Origin of the sequence: Streptomyces hyderabadensis (assembly GCF_020404845.1) — a bacterium.
GTDB classification, from domain to species: Bacteria; Actinomycetota; Actinomycetes; order Streptomycetales; family Streptomycetaceae; genus Streptomyces; species Streptomyces hyderabadensis.
On sequence record NZ_JAIOJZ010000093.1, the window covers coordinates 1 to 17,251 of the forward strand.

Genomic DNA, 17,251 nt, shown 5'->3' on the forward strand with positions numbered 1-17,251 from the left:
GCGCAGCAGCCGCAGGGTCTCGTCGGTGACCAGGTGCTTGGAGTGGTCGACGTGCAGGTCGCCCACGCGGAGCGTCCAGCCGGCGCCGCGCTCCGGGTCCGCGGCGAACAGCTCGCGCAACCGCACCTCGCCGAGCTGCTCGCGGTGCTTGGCCAGCGCGGCCCATTCGGGCGTCTGGTGGAGCCTGGTACGACCGTCTGCGTTCATGTCGGACGTCAGCCTTCTTCCTTGGGTGTCCCAGCTGTCCCGGCTGTACAGCTGTTCCAACCTAATGGAGCAGGGGTGAAGGCGGCCGACGGAGACGGGATCTAGATCTCGCCGCGCAGTTTCGCGAGCGCCTCGGCGAGGATCGCCTCACCGTCCGCGTCGCTGCGGCGCTCGCGCACGTACGCGAGGTGGGTCTTGTAGGGCTCGGTGCGCGGGGGGTCCGGCGGGTTGTCCCGGTCCTGTCCGGCGGGGAAGCCGCAGCGCGGGCAGTCCCAGGTCTCCGGGACCTGGGCGTCGCTCGCGAAGCTCGGCTGTGTCTCGTGTCCGTTGGAGCACCAGAAGGAGATGCGCAGACGCGGCGCGGACTCGCCGCGCTCGGCCTCGCCCATCGGCCCCGCCCCGACCCGGCTTCCCCGGATCGCGTTGCCACTTGCCACGGTCGTAACTCCCTGCGTGATGGTGCCGCGAAGCGAGTCGGCGTTTCGCTTCACTGCGAGCGCCTCAGTCTACGTAAGGCCCAACGCGCGTCCAGTATTTGGAGTTACAAGCTCCAGTGCACAGACGCAAGCCCCATGATAGGCGGCGCGCCGAAGCGCGTACCGAACATGGGGCTTTACGTGCACAGGTGCTGACGGGGCAGCGTGACGGTCGACGGGTCGCGTCAGTTGTTGGCCTTCATCAGCAGGCCGAGCACCAGGATGCAGGCGAACCAGAGCAGGCCGACCACCACGGTGATCCGGTCGAGGTTGCGCTCGGCGACCGAGGAGCCGCCGACGGACGACTGCATGCCGCCACCGAACATGTCGGAGAGGCCGCCGCCCTTCCCCTTGTGCATCAGCACCAGCAGCATCAGCAGCAGGCTGAAGACGATCAGGGCGATCGAGAACCCCAAAACCACGGCTGGACCAACTTCCTCGGATTCGGATGAACGACGGGGGCACGGTGACAGCAGGCCACCATGCCCCCGCAAGGGTACGACGTATCGCCGCTAGCGCATACTCACTGGTCGATCTGCCTGCCGACCAGGGCGTCGGCTACTGGTCGCGGAAGCGGACGATCTTGACGAACTCGTCGGCGTCCAGCGAGGCGCCGCCGACCAGGGCGCCGTCGATGTCGGGCTTCGCCATGATCTCGGCGACGTTGCCGGACTTGACCGAGCCGCCGTACTGGATGCGGACCTGGTCGGCCAGCTCCTGGGAGTACAGCTCGGCGAGCTTGCCGCGGATCGCCGCGCAGACCTCCTGGGCGTCGTCGGCGCCGCAGACCTTGCCGGTGCCGATGGCCCACACGGGCTCGTAGGCGATCACGACGGACTCGGCCTGCTCGGCCGGGAGGTCCTTGAGGCCGCCCTCGACCTGGGCGAGGGTGTGCTCGACGTGGTTGCCCGCCTCGCGCACGTCCAGCTCCTCGCCGACGCACAGGATCGGGGTCAGGCCGTGCTTGTAGGCGGCCTTGACCTTGGCGTTCACGATCTCGTCGGTCTCGGCGTGGTACTGCCGGCGCTCGGAGTGGCCGACGGCCACGTACGTGCACTTCAGCTTGGCCAGCATCGGGCCCGAGATCTCGCCGGTGTAGGCGCCGCCGTCGTGCGCGGAGATGTCCTGGGCACCGTACTTGATCTTGAGCTTGTCCCCGTCGACCAGGGTCTGCACGGAGCGCAGGTCGGTGAAGGGGGCGAGGACGGCGACCTCGACGGCGTCGTAGTCCTTGTCCGCGAGGGCGAAGGCGAGCTTCTGGACGTGGGCGATGGCCTCCAGGTGGTTGAGGTTCATCTTCCAGTTGCCCGCCATCAGCGGCGTGCGGGTGGTCATCGGGGTCAGTCCTCCAGTGCGGCGAGGCCGGGGAGCGTCTTGCCCTCGAGGTATTCGAGGGAGGCGCCGCCGCCGGTCGAGATGTGGCCGAATGCGTTCTCGTCGAAGCCGAGCGTGCGCACGGCCGCGGCGGAGTCGCCGCCGCCGACCACGGTGAAGCCCGGGGCGTCGACGAGGGCCTGGGCGACCGCTTTGGTGCCCTCGGCGTAGTCGGGGTGCTCGAAGACGCCCATGGGGCCGTTCCAGAAGACGGTGGCGGCGTCGGCGAGCTTCGATGCGTACAGCTTGCGGGTCTCGGGACCGATGTCCAGACCCTCCTGGTCGGCCGGGATGGCGTCCGCGGCGACGGTGGCGGGGTTGGCCGGGGCCTTGGTCTTCAGGTCCGGGAACTCGGACGCGACCAGGACGTCGACCGGCAGGACCAGCTCGACGCCGTTCTTCTCGGCGCGCTCGATGTACTCCTGGACCGCCGGGATCTGGTCCTCCTGGAGCAGCGAGATGCCGACCTCGTACCCCTTGGCCTTGAGGAAGGTGTACGCCATGCCGCCGCCGATGAGCAGCCGGTCGGCCTTGCCGAGCAGCTGGTCGATGACGGCGAGCTTGTCGGAGACCTTGGCGCCGCCGAGGGCGACCACGTACGGGCGCTGCACGTCGTCGGTCAGCTTCTTCAGCACGCCGACCTCGGTGGCGATGAGGTACCCGGCGTAGTGCGGGAGCCGCTTCGGCAGGTCGAAGACGGACGCGTGCTTGCGGTGCACCGCGCCGAAGCCGTCGCCGACGTAGACGTCCGCGAGGCCGGCCAGCTTGTCGGCGAAGGCGGCGCGCTCGGCGTCGTCCTTGCTGGTCTCGCCCGCGTTGAAGCGCAGGTTCTCGATGACGGCCACCTGGCCGTCGGCGAGGCCGGAGACGACGGCCTCGGCGGAGGTGCCGACCGTGTCCTCGGCGAAGGCGACGTCGGCGCCGAGCAGTTCACCGAGGCGGGCGGCGGCCGGGGCGAGGGAGAAGGCGGGGTCCGGGGCGCCCTTGGGGCGGCCCAGGTGCGAGGCCACGATCACGCGGGCGCCCGCGTCGGCCAGCGCCTTGACGGTGGGCACCACGGCGCGGATCCGGCCGTCGTCGGTGATGGTGGTGCCGTCCAGCGGGACGTTCAGGTCGGCGCGGACGAAGACGCGCTTGCCCGCGACGCCTTCGGAGAGCAGTTCGTCGATCGTCTTCAAGAGGGCTCCTGGGTTCTCGGATCGCTCGTGATCCTACGAGGGCTGGTAGCGGCGGACGCGACGCAGGGCCCGGGCAGCGCGGCCTTGCGCTGCCCGAGCCCTGCTACCGCATCGAGGTGCCTTGCCGGCGTCGATCAGAGCTGGTTGCCGACGAAGACCGTGAGGTCGACGAGGCGGTTGGAGTAGCCCCACTCGTTGTCGTACCAGCCGAGGATCTTCACCGACTTGCCGTCCTGGACCATGGTCATGGAGGAGTCGAAGGTGCAGGAGGCCGGGTCGCCGACGATGTCCGAGGAGACGATCGCGTCCTCGGTGTAGAACAGGTAGCCCTTGAGGTCGCCGCCGTCGGCGGCCTTCTTGAACGCGGCGTTGACCTCGTCCTTGGTGACCTCGCGCTGCAGCTCCACGACCAGGTCGGTGGCCGAGCCGGTGGGGACCGGGACGCGCATCGCGATGCCGTCGAGCTTGCCCTTGAGCTGCGGCAGGACCAGCGCGGTGGCCTTGGCGGCACCGGTGGTGGTCGGGATGATGTTCTCCGCGGCGGCACGGGCGCGGCGCAGGTCCTTGTGCGGGAAGTCCAGGATGCGCTGGTCGTTCGTGTACGCGTGGACCGTCGTCATCAGGCCCTTGACGATGCCGAAGTTCTCGTCGAGGACCTTGGCCATCGGCGCCACACAGTTGGTGGTGCAGGAGGCGTTGGAGATGACGTGGTGGTTCGCCGGGTCGTACTTGTCCTGGTTGACGCCCATCACGATGGTGATGTCCTCGTCCTTGGCCGGGGCCGAGATGAGGACCTTCTTCGCACCGCCCGTGATGTGCTTCTCCGCGTCCGCCTTCTTCGTGAAGATGCCGGTCGACTCGATCACGATGTCGACGCCCAGCTCACCCCACGGGATGTCGGCCGGGTTGCGCTCGGAGAGGACCTTGATGGTCTTCCCGTCGACGGTGATGGTGTCCTCGGTGTGCGAGATCTCCTGCTTCAGGCGGCCGAGGATGGTGTCGTACTTCAGCAGGTGGGCGGTGGTCGCGGTGTCACCCAGGTCGTTGACAGCCACGATCTCGATGTCCGCACCCTGCTCCAGCAGCGCGCGGAAGTAGTTACGACCGATGCGGCCAAAGCCGTTGATGCCTACGCGGATCGTCACGAACCGATCTCCTCGTTGGTACGCCGGCCCGATGTGCCGGCGAGCTGTATTTGGGATGTCCCCGACCACCTCCGACCCTACCTCTCCGGGGCCTCGGGGGTGACATCGAGACGCCCCATACCCGGCAGGGCGGTCCGTACCCGCCAGTAGGGGTACGGACCGCCCTGGGCGACGGGGACCGATCACCCGATTTCGCTACACCGTGTCAGTCCCCCGCACACCGGAATTCACTCGTCCAGGGCACGCAGCGCCTGCCGGACCAGTGCCGCGCGGGCGGCCGGTTCGGCGAGGTGCTCCAGGCCGAAGCCGAGCAGCACGGTGTCGTCCGTGGTGACGGCGCCGTAGGTCTGGAACAGGGTCCCGGTGCGGGTCCAGTCCTTCAGGACGGCGGGGCTGCCCGCCGGGGGCCCGGAGACCTGCCAGGCGCCCAGCGAGGTCTCGAAGCCCTCGGTCTGCGTCGCCGTGCCCCCGACGACCAGGGAGGCCTCGTCGGCGAGGACGCCGCGGCCGCCGCTGCCCGGGTCGGTGACGTAGGCGAGGGACAGCTCGACGGACTTCCCGGCGTAGGCGCTCAGGTCGAACTCGACCTGCTTCCAGCCGCCGGAGGAGCCGGTGAGGCTGTTCCACTGCCCGGTGGTGCCGGTGGCGGCGCAGCCGTCGTCGGACAGGGTCAGGTAGTGCCCGAGCCAGGGGTGCTCGCCCATGTAGAACCCGGCGGCGCACTCGGCGGGTACGGCGGTGCCGGTGGCGCCGTTCGCCTCGGGCAGCGTGGTCCAGTCGTCGGCGCCGGTGGTGTGCGCCTCGACCAGGGCGTGGTCGTAGCCGCGCTCGGTGTCCCACAGCAGCTGGGTGCGGAGCGTGGGGCGGTCGGCCGCGGTGACACCGGTGAGGTCGACGGTGCGGGTGAGCCGCTTGTAGGAGTCGTCGGTGTGGACGGCGGCGGCCATCCACTCCCCCGCGTAGGGCCCGTACGGGTTGACCGTCCCGGCGAACTTCCCGGCGCCCGCGCTCGCGAACTGCGGGTAGGTGCCGGGGTCGAGTTCGTCGGAGGTCACGCTGTACGTCCCGGCGGCGTCCAGCGGGTTGCCGGGGGCGTCGCCGAGGGTTCCGCCGGTCTTGTCGAGCTTGCCGGAGCCGGTGAAGCCGGTGGCGCCGGAGGTGGCGGTGCGGGTGTAGGCGCCCAGGTAGTACTGGCTGAAGTCGTCGGAGAGGGTGCCGCCGCCGAGGTCGACGTCGCCGCCGGCCTGCTCGCCGGCCTCGATCAGCTTGCCGCCCTCGTTGAGGAAGGCGCGCAGCTGGAGCTGGGTGGCGTTGCCCGGCACCGCGGCGCCCGTGTAGTGGACGACGGTGCCGAAGTGGCCGAGGACGCCGAGCGCGTCGGGAGCGCCCTGCGTCGCGACGTCCCAGACGGCGGCGCGCCGGCCGTTGGCCTTGAGGGCGTCCACGTACGTCTGGGTCTGCGTGGCCTTCGCGCCCTCCTCGGCGACGACGAGGACGTCGGCGCGGGGCCGCTCGGCGACCGTGTACGTGAAGTGCTCGCTCTCGGTGCGTTTGCCGTGCCGGTCGTGGCCGCCCCGTGGCGTCTCGCCGGTGAACCAGACCTCGACGCGGTCGCCGGGGTCAGCGCCCCGGACCTGGGCCCGGTACTCGTCGAAGTAGAGGTTGTCCTCGCCGCCGTAGGTCTCGCCGCCCCGCCAGGGCCGCAGCGACGTGTCGTGGGTGCGCCCGCCGTTGACGCGGTACTTCAGCTCCTTGTCGCGCACGGACTTGCGGACGACGACGGAGACCTCCTGGTCGGCGCCGCGCGCGTAGGAGGTGGTGAAGGGGGCCGGGGTGAAGTCGGCGGCGTCCAGGCCGACCGAGGAGGACGGCCGGTCGGGGTGGGCGGCGGACTCGGCGACGGAGAGCGCGAAGGGGATGTTCTTGGCGAACTCCTGCTGGATCAGCTTCTCGTCGTCGGGGAAGTTGAAGCCGGACTGGCAGTCGCGCGCGTTCCACTGGTCGTCGGGGTCCACGTCGGAGGCCGTCTGGCAGGTCGACATCTCCGGGGTGAACATCGCCATGCCGTTGACGTTGGCCGCGTGTCCGTCGGCCTCGCCGTTGGTGGTGTACAGCTCCGAGGAGACCTGCGGGTGGTAGCCGGGGATCGCGGAGTTCTCCGGGGTGCCGGCGAGCGCCTTGTAGAGGACGTCGTCCGGGGTGTTGGTGGCCACCTGCCAGCCGACGCCGTAGAGGAGGAGTTCGGCGGCGGAGTGGTAGTTGATGCCGTACGTGAAGCCGATGCGCTTCTGGAAGGCGTCCAGTGCCTTGGTCTCGGGCTCGGAGCCCGGGCTCGCGCCGCGGTAGGTCTCGCTGGTGGGGTTGGGGGACGAGCCCTCGTCGTCGTAGCCCCACTTGTAGGCGAAGTTTCGGTTGAGGTCGACGCCGTCGCCGGTGCTGATGGTGCCGTCGCCGTTGACGTCGCGGAGGTTCTTGCGCCAGAGGCGGTTGTCGGTGCTCTCGAAGGTGTAGTCGTAGCCGTCGGGGTTGGCCGACAGGACGAACCACAGCTCGGTGGAGTCGACGATCTTCCTGATCCGCCGGTCCTTCTCGTAGTTGTCCAGGTAGTGGTGCATCAGCCGCCGGGTCATCTCCGGGGTGATCCACTCGCGCGCGTGCTGGTTGGACATGTAGAGGACGGAGGGCTTGGAGCCGTCCTTCGACTTCTTCGCGTGCTTGGTGAGCTTCAGCGCCAGGATGTCCTGGCCGTTGACCGTCTTGCCGATGGAGACGACCTTGGTGAGGCCCGGGTTCTGCTGGGCGGTCCGCAGGATCTCCTCGCGCAGGCCGCCGCTGCCGCTGTAGGGGCGGAAGACGCCGTCGGCGGCGCTCTCGACGCGCTTCTCGGCCTGGGCGGACAGGGTGTGCTCGGTGAGGTCGACGCCCTGCTTCTCCAGCGTGCCGGCCTGCTTCTCGGTGAGGTACAGCTCGACGGCGGCGGTGCCCCGGTCGGGTACCTGCTCGCCGAGTTCGTGGCCGTCCTGGCCGGCCGCCAGCAGCAGGGGTACCTGCTCCTTGGTGACGTCGGCGCGGAAGACCTTCACTTCGTTCGCGTCCGGGGTGGCCGGGTCCGCGGGTTGTGCCTGGGCGATGGGCGCGAAGCTCGCTCCGCCGATCAGGAGCGCGCCGACAGCGAGGATCGATCTCGCTCTTCGTCTCATGAACCCCCCTAGATGGGGCCTGTCCGACAGGCCTGGGTCCGCCACAGCGGCGAACAGATGCCAGGCTCATGACAGCCCATGATCGAGTCAAGAGTGCGGCAAGGACACGAGAAAGCCGGTGCCGGTCACCCAAGTGGGCGTCGGCACCGGCTCGTTGGCGACCCGGTCCGTCCGGTCAGCCGACCAGGTTGTCGGCCAGCTCCTCGCCGAGGTTGGCGTCCGTACCGGCGATGCCGAGGTCGGAGGCCCGCTTGTCGGCCATGGCCAGCAGGCGGCGGATGCGGCCCGCGACGGCGTCCTTGGTCAGCGGCGGGTCGGCGAGGGCGCCCAGCTCCTCCAGGGAGGCCTGCTTGTGCTCCATGCGCAGGCGCCCCGCCGCGGCGAGGTGCTCGGGCACGTCGTCGGCGAGGATCTCCAGGGCCCGCTGCACCCGGGCACCGGCGGCGACGGCCGCACGGGCCGAGCGGCGCAGGTTGGCGTCGTCGAAGTTGGCGAGCCGGTTGGCGGTGGCGCGGACCTCGCGCCGCAGCCTGCGCTCCTCCCAGGCCAGCACCGAGTCGTGGGCGCCGAGCCGGGTGAGCAGGGCGCCGATCGCGTCCCCGTCGCGGACCACGACCCGGTCCACGCCGCGCACCTCGCGGGCCTTGGCCGGGATCGACAGCCGGCGGGCGGCCCCGACCAGGGCGAGCGCCGCCTCGGGGCCCGGGCAGGTCACCTCCAGGGAGGAGGAGCGGCCGGGCTCGGTGAGCGAGCCGTGCGCCAGGAAGGCCCCGCGCCAGGCGGCCTCGGCGTCGCAGGTGGCCCCCGAGACCACCTGCGGCGGCAGGCCCCGGATCGGCCGGCCCCGGCCGTCCACCAGGCCGGTCTGCCGGGCCAGCTGGTCACCGCCCGCGACCACCCGGACCACGAAACGCGAACCGCGGCGCAGCCCGCCCGGCGCCATCACGATCAGCTCCGAGCTGTGCCCGAAGATCTCCAGGATGTCCCGCTTGAGCCGACGGGCCGCGTTCCCGGTGTCCAGCTCCGCCTCGATCACGATGCGGCCGCTCACCAGGTGGAGGCCGCCGGCGAACCGCAGGACGGCGGAGACCTCCGCCTTTCTGCAGCAGGTCCGGGTGACGGGGAGCTGGGAGATCTCGCTCTTCACCGCTGCCGTCATCGCCATGGGCCGATCCTTCCATGCATCCGAAAAATACGGTCGTACGCGGCGGCCAGCAGCTCCGGGTCGTGCCTCGGGGTCCCGTCGGTCCGGGCGACCGGAGCCAGCTCGACCGCGGCGCCGAACCGTTTCGCGGCGTCGGTGAGCGAGTCACGGTCGGGCACGGCGGCCTCGTCGGCCAGCACCACGTCCAGGGCGAGTTTAGGGGCGTGTCGTCCCAAAACCTCCAAATGACGCTGCGGGGAGAAGCCCTCAGTTTCTCCGGGCTGCGGGGCGAGGTTCAACGAGAGCACCCGGCGCGCCTTCGTCTCGACCAGCGCGTCCAGCAGATCGGGCACGAGCAGGTGCGGGATGACCGAGGAGAACCAGGAGCCGGGGCCGAGCACCACCCAGTCGGCGTCCAGGACGGCGTCGACCGCCTCGGGGACGGCGGGCGGGTCGCTGGGCACCAGGTGCACGGACTGCACCTCGCCGGGCGTGAGCGCCACGGTCGCCTGCCCCCGTACGGTGTCCACCTCGTCGGGCCGCTCCGGGTCGTGCCCCCTGACCAGGGCCTGGAGCTCCAGCGGGACCGCGGACATGGGCAGCACCCGCCCGTGCGCGCCGAGCAGCTTGCCCACCAGGTCCAGCGCCTGGACGTGGTCGCCGAGCTGCTCCCACAGGGCGACGATCAGCAGATTGCCGACCGCGTGTTCGTGCAGGTCGCCCTGGGACTGGAAGCGGTGCTGGATGACCCGGGCCCAGGTCTGGCCCCAGTCGTCGTCGCCGCACAGCGCGGCCAGCGCCTTGCGCAGGTCGCCGGGCGGCAGTACGCCCAGCTCGTCGCGCAGGCGCCCGCTGGAGCCGCCGTCGTCGGCGACCGTGACGACGGCGGTGAGGTCGCCGGTGATCCGGCGCAGCGCGGCGAGCGAGGCGGACAGGCCCATGCCGCCGCCGAGCGCGACGACCTTGGGCTGGGCGCCCCGGCGGCGCGGCTTGCCGCCGCGCGCCTGTTCGGCCCGGGCGGCGCGGGCGTCGGCGGGTCTGCCGCCGCGCCCCTCGGGCACCACCCGGCGCAGCCTGCTCAGCCGCGGAGTGCGTCCTGTCATTCCCCTGTCATTCCCGTCCCATGTCCCGGTGGACGACCACCGTCTCCACGCCCTCGGCGGCGAGCCGGGCGGCGAGCCTCTCCGACATGGCCACCGACCGGTGCTTGCCGCCGGTGCAGCCGACGGCGACGGTCACATAGCGCTTGCCCTCCCGACGGTAGCCCGCGGCGATCAACTGGAGCAGCTCGGCATAGCGGTCGAGGAACTCCTTGGCCCCGGGCTGGTTCAGGACGTAGCTCGACACCTCCTCGTTGAGGCCGGTGAAGGGGCGCAGCTCCGGGACCCAGTGCGGGTTGGGCAGGAAGCGCATGTCGACGACCAGGTCGGCGTCGACCGGCAGGCCGTACTTGAAGCCGAAGGACATCACCGTGGCCCGCAGCTCGGGCTCCTCCTCGCCGGCGAACTGGGCGTCCATCTTGGCGCGCAGCTCGTGGACGTTGAGGCTGGAGGTGTCGATCACCAGGTCGGCGTCGCCGCGCAGCTCGCGCAGGAGCGCGCGCTCGGCGGCGATGCCGTCGACGATCCGGCCGTCGCCCTGGAGCGGGTGCGGGCGCCGCACCGACTCGAAGCGGCGCACCAGGGCGTCGTCGGAGGACTCCAGGAAGACGATCCGGCGGGTGACGCCGCGGGCGTCGAGGTCCGCGAGGGACTCGCGCAGATTGTCGAAGAAGCGCCGGCCGCGGACGTCGACGACGACCGCGATGCGGGCCACGTTGCCCTGGGAGCGGGCACCGAGCTCCACCATGGTGGGGATCAGCGCGGGCGGGAGGTTGTCGACGACGAACCAGCCGAGGTCCTCCAGACACTTGGCGGCCGTCGAGCGGCCGGCCCCGGACATGCCGGAGATGATCACCAGCTCGGGGATGGCCGCCTCGTGCGCCCCGGCCGTTTCCTTGCCCGTACTCACCTGTGCTCCGTCGTTGCGGGTCTGTTGCCGTTCGGCTGCGCGCTGGGCTTCCTCGCGTCCCGTCGCGGGCGGCCCCTGCTCCCGCTCCGCCGCGGGCCGCGCCTGTTCTCGTTCCGCCGCGGGTCGTGCCGGTTCTCGCTCCGCTGCGGGCCGTTCCTCGTGGTCGGTCATCTCTCCTGCCCCCGTCGTTCGTCCGGGGTGCCCGCGGACACGGGCTCCCCCGGGGCATCCGCCGTCGTCTCGGGTGCCCCGTCCTCGTCATCCATGATCTCTCCGGTCGCCGTGTTCACGGCGGGCGCGGCCGGGGTCGCCCGGGCGAGGGCCGCGGCAACGGTCTCGGCCGTCTTGCGGCCTATGCCGGGCACCTCGCAGATCTGGTCGATCGTGGCCGACCGCAGCCTCTTCACCGAACCGAAGTGCTTGATCAGCGCCTGTTTGCGGGTCTCCCCCAGACCCGGCACCTCGTCCAGCGGACCGGCGCGGAAGCGCTTGGCTCGCTTGGCGCGCTGGTAGGTGATCGCGAAGCGGTGGGCCTCGTCCCGGACCCGCTGCAGCAGGTAGAGGCCCTCGCTGGTGCGGGGCAGGACGACCGGGTCGTCCTCGCCGGGCAACCAGACCTCCTCCAGGCGTTTGGCGAGACCGCACACGGCGATGTCGTCGATGCCCAGGTCGTCCAGCGCCCGCTGGGCGGCGGCGACCTGGGGCTGCCCGCCGTCGACGACGACGAGCTGGGGCGGGTAGGCGAACCGCTTGGGCCGGCCGTCGTCGTCCTTGAGCGCCGGGCCGTCCGTGAGTGCGGGCTCGTCCGCGACTGCGGGCCCGTGCGTGGGCGCCGCACCGGTCTCCGCGGCATCCGCGCCGTTCTCCGCGGCGCCCGCGCCGTTCGTGGGCCGGTCGCCGTCGGTCAGTCCCTCGCCGTCCGCCCACTCGCCGGTCTTCTCCTTCTCGGCGAGGTAGCGGCGGAAGCGGCGGGTGATGACCTCGTGCATGGAACGGACGTCGTCCTGTCCCTCGAAGCCCTTGATCTGGAACCGCCGGTATTCGCTCTTCCGGGCCAGCCCGTCCTCGAAGACGACCATGGAGGCCACCACGTCGTCGCCCTGGAGGTGCGAGATGTCGTAGCACTCGATCCGCAGCGGGGCGCTGTCCAGGTCGAGGGCCTCGGCGATCTCCTCCAGCGCGCGCGAGCGCGTCGTCAGGTCGGAGGCGCGCTTGGTCTTGTGCAGGACCAGGGCCTGCTGGGCGTTGCGCTGGACGGTCTCCATCAGCGCCTTCTTGTCGCCGCGCTGCGGGATGCGCAGCGAGACCCCCGAACCGCGGCGCCCGGTCAGCCACTGCTGCACCGGCTCCACCGGGTCGGGCAGGGCGGGGACCAGCACCTCCTTGGGGACGGCGTCCCCGCTCTCCTCGCCGTACAGCTGCTGGAGGGCGTGCTCGACGAGGGCGCCGGTGGTGATCTCCTCCACCTTGTCGGTGACCCAGCCGCGCTGGCCGCGCACGCGTCCGCCGCGTACGTGGAAGATCTGGACGGCCGCCTCCAGCTCGTCCTCGGCGACGGCGATCAGGTCGGCGTCGGTGGCGTCGGCGAGCACGACGGCGCTCTTCTCCATCGCCTTCTTGAGCGCGCCGATGTCGTCTCGCAGGCGCGCCGCCCGCTCGTACTCCATCTCCTCGGCGGCCTCGGCCATCTGCCGCTCCAGGCGGCGCAGGTAGGTGCCGGTGCGGCCGGCCATGAAGTCGCAGAACTCGTCGGCCAGGTCCCAGTGGTCGTCCGGGGTGATGCGGCCGACGCAGGGCGCGGAGCACTTGCCGATGTAGCCGAGCAGACAGGGGCGGCCGGTGCGGGCGGCGTTCTTGAAGACGCCCGCGGAGCAGGTGCGCACCGGGAAGACGCGCAGCAGGAGGTCGACCGTGTCGCGGATCGCCCAGGCGTGCCCGTACGGCCCGAAGTAGCGCACGCCCTTCTTCTTCTGGCCGCGCATCACCTGGACGCGGGGGAACTCCTCGTTCATCGTCACCGCGAGGTACGGGTAGCTCTTGTCGTCGCGGTACTTGACGTTGAACCGGGGGTCGTACTCCTTGATCCAGGAGTACTCCAGCTGCAGCGCCTCGACCTCCGTGGACACCACCGTCCACTCCACGGACGCGGCCGTCGTGACCATGGTGCGGGTGCGCGGGTGCAGGTTCGCCAGGTCCTGGAAGTAGTTCGCCAGGCGCTGGCGCAGGCTCTTCGCCTTTCCGACGTAGATCACCCGGCGGTGCTCGTCACGGAACCTGTACACCCCCGGGGAGTCCGGGATCTCTCCCGGCCTGGGGCGGTAGCTGGAGGGGTCGGCCATGACTCACACCCTACTGGCGCGGACCGACACTTCGGCGGGGCTGTGGACGACGGGCCGGACCCCCTGTGGACAGCCGGCGGGGACGGCCGGCCAGGACGGTGCGGGGCCGGTCGGTCACAGCGGGTGGCCTCCACGACGAGGGGCCCGTGCGTTCTCGGCCAGGAGCGCACGGCGGTCGGGCGCCAGGTGTTGTCGGGGCTGTTCCAACACGCTTCAATGCGGGGGGACTCGGGGCCCTGAAGCGCGGCGTACGGATGTGAAGACCTCTGCGCCGCGACCGGGGGCGGGCGGCCCCGGCCGATCCGTGTCGACGGTCTGACCAGCCGTCGTGAACTTCACAGAAGGGCCCCTGCATGCCGCACGCCACACAGCACGCGGACTTCGCCACCGCGCAACTCGACTCGGCCCTGCGCGGTGGCCCCTTCCACGTCGCCCTGCGGGCGGCGATCGCCGCCCGCGGACTGCCGCTGCAGCGTGTGCAGCACCATCTGTCGCGCCACGGGGTGAAGGTGGGCGTCACCAGTCTGAGCTACTGGCAGCAGGGCGCCCGGCGTCCGCAGCGCCCGGAGTCCCTGCGGGCCGTGCGGGCCCTGGAGGAGATACTCCAGTTGCCCGAGGAGTCGCTGATACGCCTGCTGGCCGAGGCCGACACGGAGACCTCGCAGCGACGGCCCGCGGGCCGCTCCTACCGCGCCCACCTGGCGGCCTCGGGCGTCCTGGACGGGCTGCTGGCCGAACTGGGCCACCCGGCGCCGGACGGCGGGGTGCACACCCTCGGGCACCACGAACGGATCCGGATCGGGTCCCGCCGTGAGCTGGCCGGACGCGAGTCGCACCTCATCGTCCGCGCCCACCGCGACGGCGTCGACCGCTTCGTCGCCGTCCACTACGGAGATCCGGGTTGCGTCCCCGCGCGGATGAGCGTCCACGCGCTGGAGAACTGCCGCACCGGACGGGTCCGCACCCACCAGGAGACCGGTGTCCTGGTGACCGAGCTGCTCTTCGACACGCGGCTGCGGGCGGGCGACACGCACCTCTTCCGCTACGGCGTCGAGGACGGCACGGCCGGCGTGTCGCGCGAGTACGTCCGCGGGTTCGGCACGGCGGGCGGGCAGTACGCGCTGCAGGTGCGTTTCGACGCCGGGGCCCTTCCGGTGCGCTGCCACCGGTTCACCCAGCACTCCCCGGCGGCACCGCGCGGCGGCAGGCAGGAGCTGGTGCTCAGCGGACGGCACCGTTCGGTGCACCTCGTGGAGCCGCGGGTCAGGTCGGGGATGCTGGGCATCGGCTGGGACTGGGAGTAGGACGCCCGAGGACGCCCGTCCCGTCGGCCTCGCGGCCCGCTGCCGGTCATGTCCCCGGGCTCGCGACGATCCGGCCCTGCTTCACCGCGACCGGCAGTTCGACGAGCGGCACGGTCGCCGGGGCGTGCAGCACCTCGCCGGTGCGGGCGTCGAACTCGCTGCCGTGGCAGTCGCAGACGAGCTTGGTCCCCCGCAGCTTCTTGATGGGGCACCCCGCGTGCGTGCACACCGTGCTGAACGCCTTCAGGGAGCCGTCCGCGGCCCGGCTGACCACGACGTTCCCGTCCGGGAAGAGCTTGGTCGCGCCCTTGGCGACCTCGCCGTCCGCGCCGAGGTCCACGGGCGCGGTCGGCCTGACCGGCGCGGCACCGTCGTCGCCTGGGGAGCAGGCGGCCAGGCCGAGGCCGACGACGGGCGTGGCGGCGGCCGAACGCAGGACGGTACGGCGGCTCGGGGCGGGACGGCCGGACATGCGGACTCCACTGGTCGGGAGGGGTACGGGGAGGCGGGCACGCGGGGTGCACGGGCGCAGGGCGACGATATCCGGCGGCGCGGGTGGTCCCGCGGGCCGGGTGCCCCGGGCGGCGAAGGGCTCCGCCGGGATTGCCGCCGGGGGTCCGCCGGGCCTCCGCCCCCGGCTGGGCCTCGCGCCTGGGAGGCGCGGGGGCGCGGAGGGCGCGTAAACGCTTGCGCAAGCGTTTACGCGCCCCCGGGGCATGGGGTACGGTCCCGCCACGACACGACCGCACGCGAAGGGGGTGGGCCGGTGGCGACCATGGCCGATGTCGCGCGGTGCGCCGGAGTCTCCGTGGCGACCGTCTCGCACGTGCTCAACGACACCCGCCCGGTGCTGCCGCACACCCGGCAGGCGGTGCTGGACGCCGTCGAGGAGCTGGGGTACACCACGAACACCCTGGCCCGTTCCCTGGTGACCGCCCGCACCCGTTCCATCGGGCTCGCCGTGTCGGCGATCAGCAACCCGTACTTCACGGAGATCCTCCAGGGCGTCGAGGCCAGTGCCCTGGAGCACGGTTACAGCCTGCTCATCGCCGATCCGCACGACGATCCCGGGCACGAGCGCACGGTCGTCCGGCTGCTGCACGAGCGGCGGGTGGACGGCATGATCGTCGCGCCCTCCCCCGAACCGAGGGATCTCGTCGCCTACCTCACCCGCCACCGGGTGCCGACCGTGTTCCTCGACCGGATCGTCGACGTGCCGGAGGCCGCGGACCCCTGGCGCTTCGACCAGGTCTGCGCCGAGAGCGCCGAACCGACGACCAGGCTGGTGGGCCATCTCGCCGGGCTGGGCCACCGCCGGATCGGCCTGGTCGCGGGCCGGCCGGGGCTCAGCACGACCCGCGAGCGGATCACCGGGTACCGGCACGGCCTCGCCGCCGCCGGGCTGCCGTACGACGAGCGGCTGCTGGTCCACGGCGACTCCGAGGCGGCGGGCGGCGCACGGGCCACGGCGGGGCTGCTGTCCCTGGCGGTGCCGCCCACCGCGCTGGTCACCGCCAACAACGCGATGACCATCGGTGCCCTGCGCGCCCTGCGGGACCGGGGTCTGTCCGTGCCCGGCGACCTCGCGCTGTGCTGCTTCGACGACTTCGCCTGGGCGGACCTCTTCTCGCCCCGGCTCACCGCCGTCGCCCAGCCCAGCAGGGAGATCGGGGCGCGGGCCGTGCGGCTGCTCCTCGACCGCCTCGCCGCCCCGGACCGGCCCGCGCGGACCCTGCGGCTGCCCTGCAGCTTCGTCCACCGTGACTCCTGCGGCTGCGCCGAGCGGTCCGACCCGTCCTCCGGGCAGTCCGGGGACGCCCCTGCCAAGGCCCACGAAAGGACCCTTCCGTGATCGTCGTCGCCGGTGAGGCACTGATCGACCTGGTACCGCAGGGCACGGGCGCCCTCGCCGAGCTGCGACCCGCGCTCGGCGGCGGTCCGTACAACACCGCCGTCGCGCTGGGCCGCCTCGGCTCGCCCACCGCGTTCTGCTCGCGGGTGTCGTACGACGCCTTCGGCGAGGCGCTGCTGGACCGGCTGCGCGAGACCGGCGTGGACGTCTCGCCGGTGCAGCGCGGGGCGGAGCCGACGACCCTCGCCGTGGCCTCGCTCGACACGGACGGCTCGGCCGCGTACTCCTTCTACGTGGACGGGACGGCCGACCGGCTGTTCACCCGGCCCGCCGGTCTGCCGCCCGGCACCCGGGCCGTCTCCTTCGGGACCTGCTCGCTGGTGCTGGAGCCGGGCGCGAGCGCGTACGAGGAACTGCTGCGCGAGACGGCCGCGCGGGGCGTGTTCACCGCGCTGGACCCCAACATCCGGGCCGGGCTGATCCCGGACCCGGACGCCTACCGGGCCCGGTTCAAGAGCTGGCTGCCCTCGGTGTCGCTGCTGAAGCTGTCCGCCGAGGACGCCGAGTGGCTCGGCGGCACGCCCCGGGAGTGGCTCGCGGCGGGACCGGCCGCGGTCGTGGTCACCCGGGGCGGCGACGGGCTGACGGCCTTCACTCGTGACGGGGGCGAACACACGGTGCCGGGCGAGCGTGTCGAGGTGGTGGACACCATCGGCGCGGGCGACACGGTGAACGCCGCGCTCCTGCACGGACTCGCGGCACGGGACGCGCTCAACGACGCGGCCGTGGCGGCCCTGGGACCGGACGGCTGGGCGGGGCTGCTGGGCTTCGCCGCCCGCGCGGCGGCGGTCACCTGTTCCCGTGCGGGCGCGCAGCCGCCGTACGCCCACGAAGTCGCCGCCTGACGGTGCCGCGGACCGGTGCGCGTTCTCAGACCGCCCGGCGTACGGCAGGGCGGCGGTCGGAGCTGGGCGACCAGGTCGCCGGCCACCCGCTGCGCGGACGGCGCCGGGCCCCACGGA

At 72.1% G+C, this 17,251-nt stretch carries 14 protein-coding genes and 1 pseudogene; 3 read left to right on the forward strand and 12 right to left on the reverse strand.

The window, feature by feature from the left end; translation table 11 throughout:
- The 11 genes and pseudogenes from K7854_RS35815 to uvrC form a co-directional block, all read right to left on the reverse strand.
- A pseudogene (locus tag K7854_RS35815) lies at positions 1-207 on the reverse strand (glucose-6-phosphate isomerase); the annotation flags it as partial.
- Between the two features lie 101 nt (positions 208-308).
- Complete coding sequence (locus tag K7854_RS35820) at positions 309-644, reverse strand: RNA polymerase-binding protein RbpA (RefSeq protein WP_003976875.1); 336 nt, start codon at positions 642-644, stop codon at positions 309-311.
- 224 nt (positions 645-868) lie between these two features.
- Positions 869-1,105 (reverse strand): preprotein translocase subunit SecG, encoded by a 237-nt coding sequence (secG, locus tag K7854_RS35825; protein ID WP_216721302.1) that lies wholly within the window; start codon positions 1,103-1,105, stop codon positions 869-871.
- A gap of 136 nt (positions 1,106-1,241) precedes the next feature.
- Positions 1,242-2,018, reverse strand: coding sequence for a triose-phosphate isomerase (gene tpiA / locus K7854_RS35830; protein WP_226030736.1), 777 nt, complete (start codon positions 2,016-2,018; stop codon positions 1,242-1,244).
- 5 nt (positions 2,019-2,023) lie between these two features.
- On the reverse strand, positions 2,024-3,235 hold the full coding sequence (locus K7854_RS35835; RefSeq protein WP_226030737.1) for a phosphoglycerate kinase: 1,212 nt from the start codon (positions 3,233-3,235) through the stop codon (positions 2,024-2,026).
- Positions 3,236-3,369: 134 nt separating this feature from the next.
- Positions 3,370-4,380, reverse strand: coding sequence for a type I glyceraldehyde-3-phosphate dehydrogenase (gene gap, locus K7854_RS35840; protein ID WP_226030738.1), 1,011 nt, complete (start codon positions 4,378-4,380; stop codon positions 3,370-3,372).
- A 227-nt stretch (positions 4,381-4,607) separates the two neighbouring features.
- Complete coding sequence (locus K7854_RS35845) at positions 4,608-7,580, reverse strand: M14 family metallopeptidase (RefSeq protein ID WP_226030739.1); 2,973 nt, start codon at positions 7,578-7,580, stop codon at positions 4,608-4,610.
- Between the two features lie 175 nt (positions 7,581-7,755).
- A complete protein-coding gene (whiA, locus tag K7854_RS35850) occupies positions 7,756-8,745 on the reverse strand; it encodes a DNA-binding protein WhiA (protein ID WP_030185801.1) in 990 nt (329 codons plus the stop codon).
- Entirely contained in the window at positions 8,736-9,827 is a 1,092-nt protein-coding gene (locus K7854_RS35855) for a gluconeogenesis factor YvcK family protein (protein WP_226030740.1), read from the reverse strand. Before K7854_RS35855 ends, whiA begins: the two co-directional genes overlap by 10 nt.
- A 7-nt stretch (positions 9,828-9,834) precedes the next feature.
- Positions 9,835-10,905 (reverse strand): RNase adapter RapZ, encoded by a 1,071-nt coding sequence (gene rapZ / locus K7854_RS35860; RefSeq protein WP_226030741.1) that lies wholly within the window; start codon positions 10,903-10,905, stop codon positions 9,835-9,837.
- Positions 10,902-13,073, reverse strand: a complete 2,172-nt coding sequence (gene uvrC, locus K7854_RS35865; protein WP_226030742.1) for an excinuclease ABC subunit UvrC — start codon at positions 13,071-13,073, stop codon at positions 10,902-10,904. Before uvrC ends, rapZ begins: the two co-directional genes overlap by 4 nt.
- A gap of 353 nt (positions 13,074-13,426) precedes the next feature.
- Between uvrC and K7854_RS35870 the strand changes: the two genes are divergently transcribed.
- Positions 13,427-14,377, forward strand: a complete 951-nt coding sequence (locus K7854_RS35870) for a hypothetical protein (protein ID WP_226030743.1) — start codon at positions 13,427-13,429, stop codon at positions 14,375-14,377.
- A gap of 46 nt (positions 14,378-14,423) precedes the next feature.
- Here K7854_RS35870 and K7854_RS35875 read toward each other — a convergent pair whose 3' ends face one another.
- A complete protein-coding gene (locus K7854_RS35875; protein WP_226030744.1) occupies positions 14,424-14,849 on the reverse strand; it encodes a Rieske (2Fe-2S) protein in 426 nt (141 codons plus the stop codon).
- Positions 14,850-15,143: 294 nt separating this feature from the next.
- Between K7854_RS35875 and K7854_RS35880 the strand changes: the two genes are divergently transcribed.
- Positions 15,144-16,229 carry a LacI family DNA-binding transcriptional regulator gene (locus tag K7854_RS35880; RefSeq protein ID WP_226030745.1) on the forward strand — a complete coding sequence of 362 codons (1,086 nt, stop codon included), beginning with the start codon at positions 15,144-15,146 and terminating at the stop codon, positions 16,227-16,229.
- The gene (locus K7854_RS35885) at positions 16,226-17,134 is read left to right on the forward strand and encodes a carbohydrate kinase family protein (protein WP_226030746.1); all 909 of its coding nucleotides are present in this window, start codon (positions 16,226-16,228) and stop codon (positions 17,132-17,134) included. The genes K7854_RS35880 and K7854_RS35885 overlap by 4 nt, the downstream gene beginning before the upstream one ends.
- Positions 17,135-17,251 lie beyond the last annotated feature (117 nt).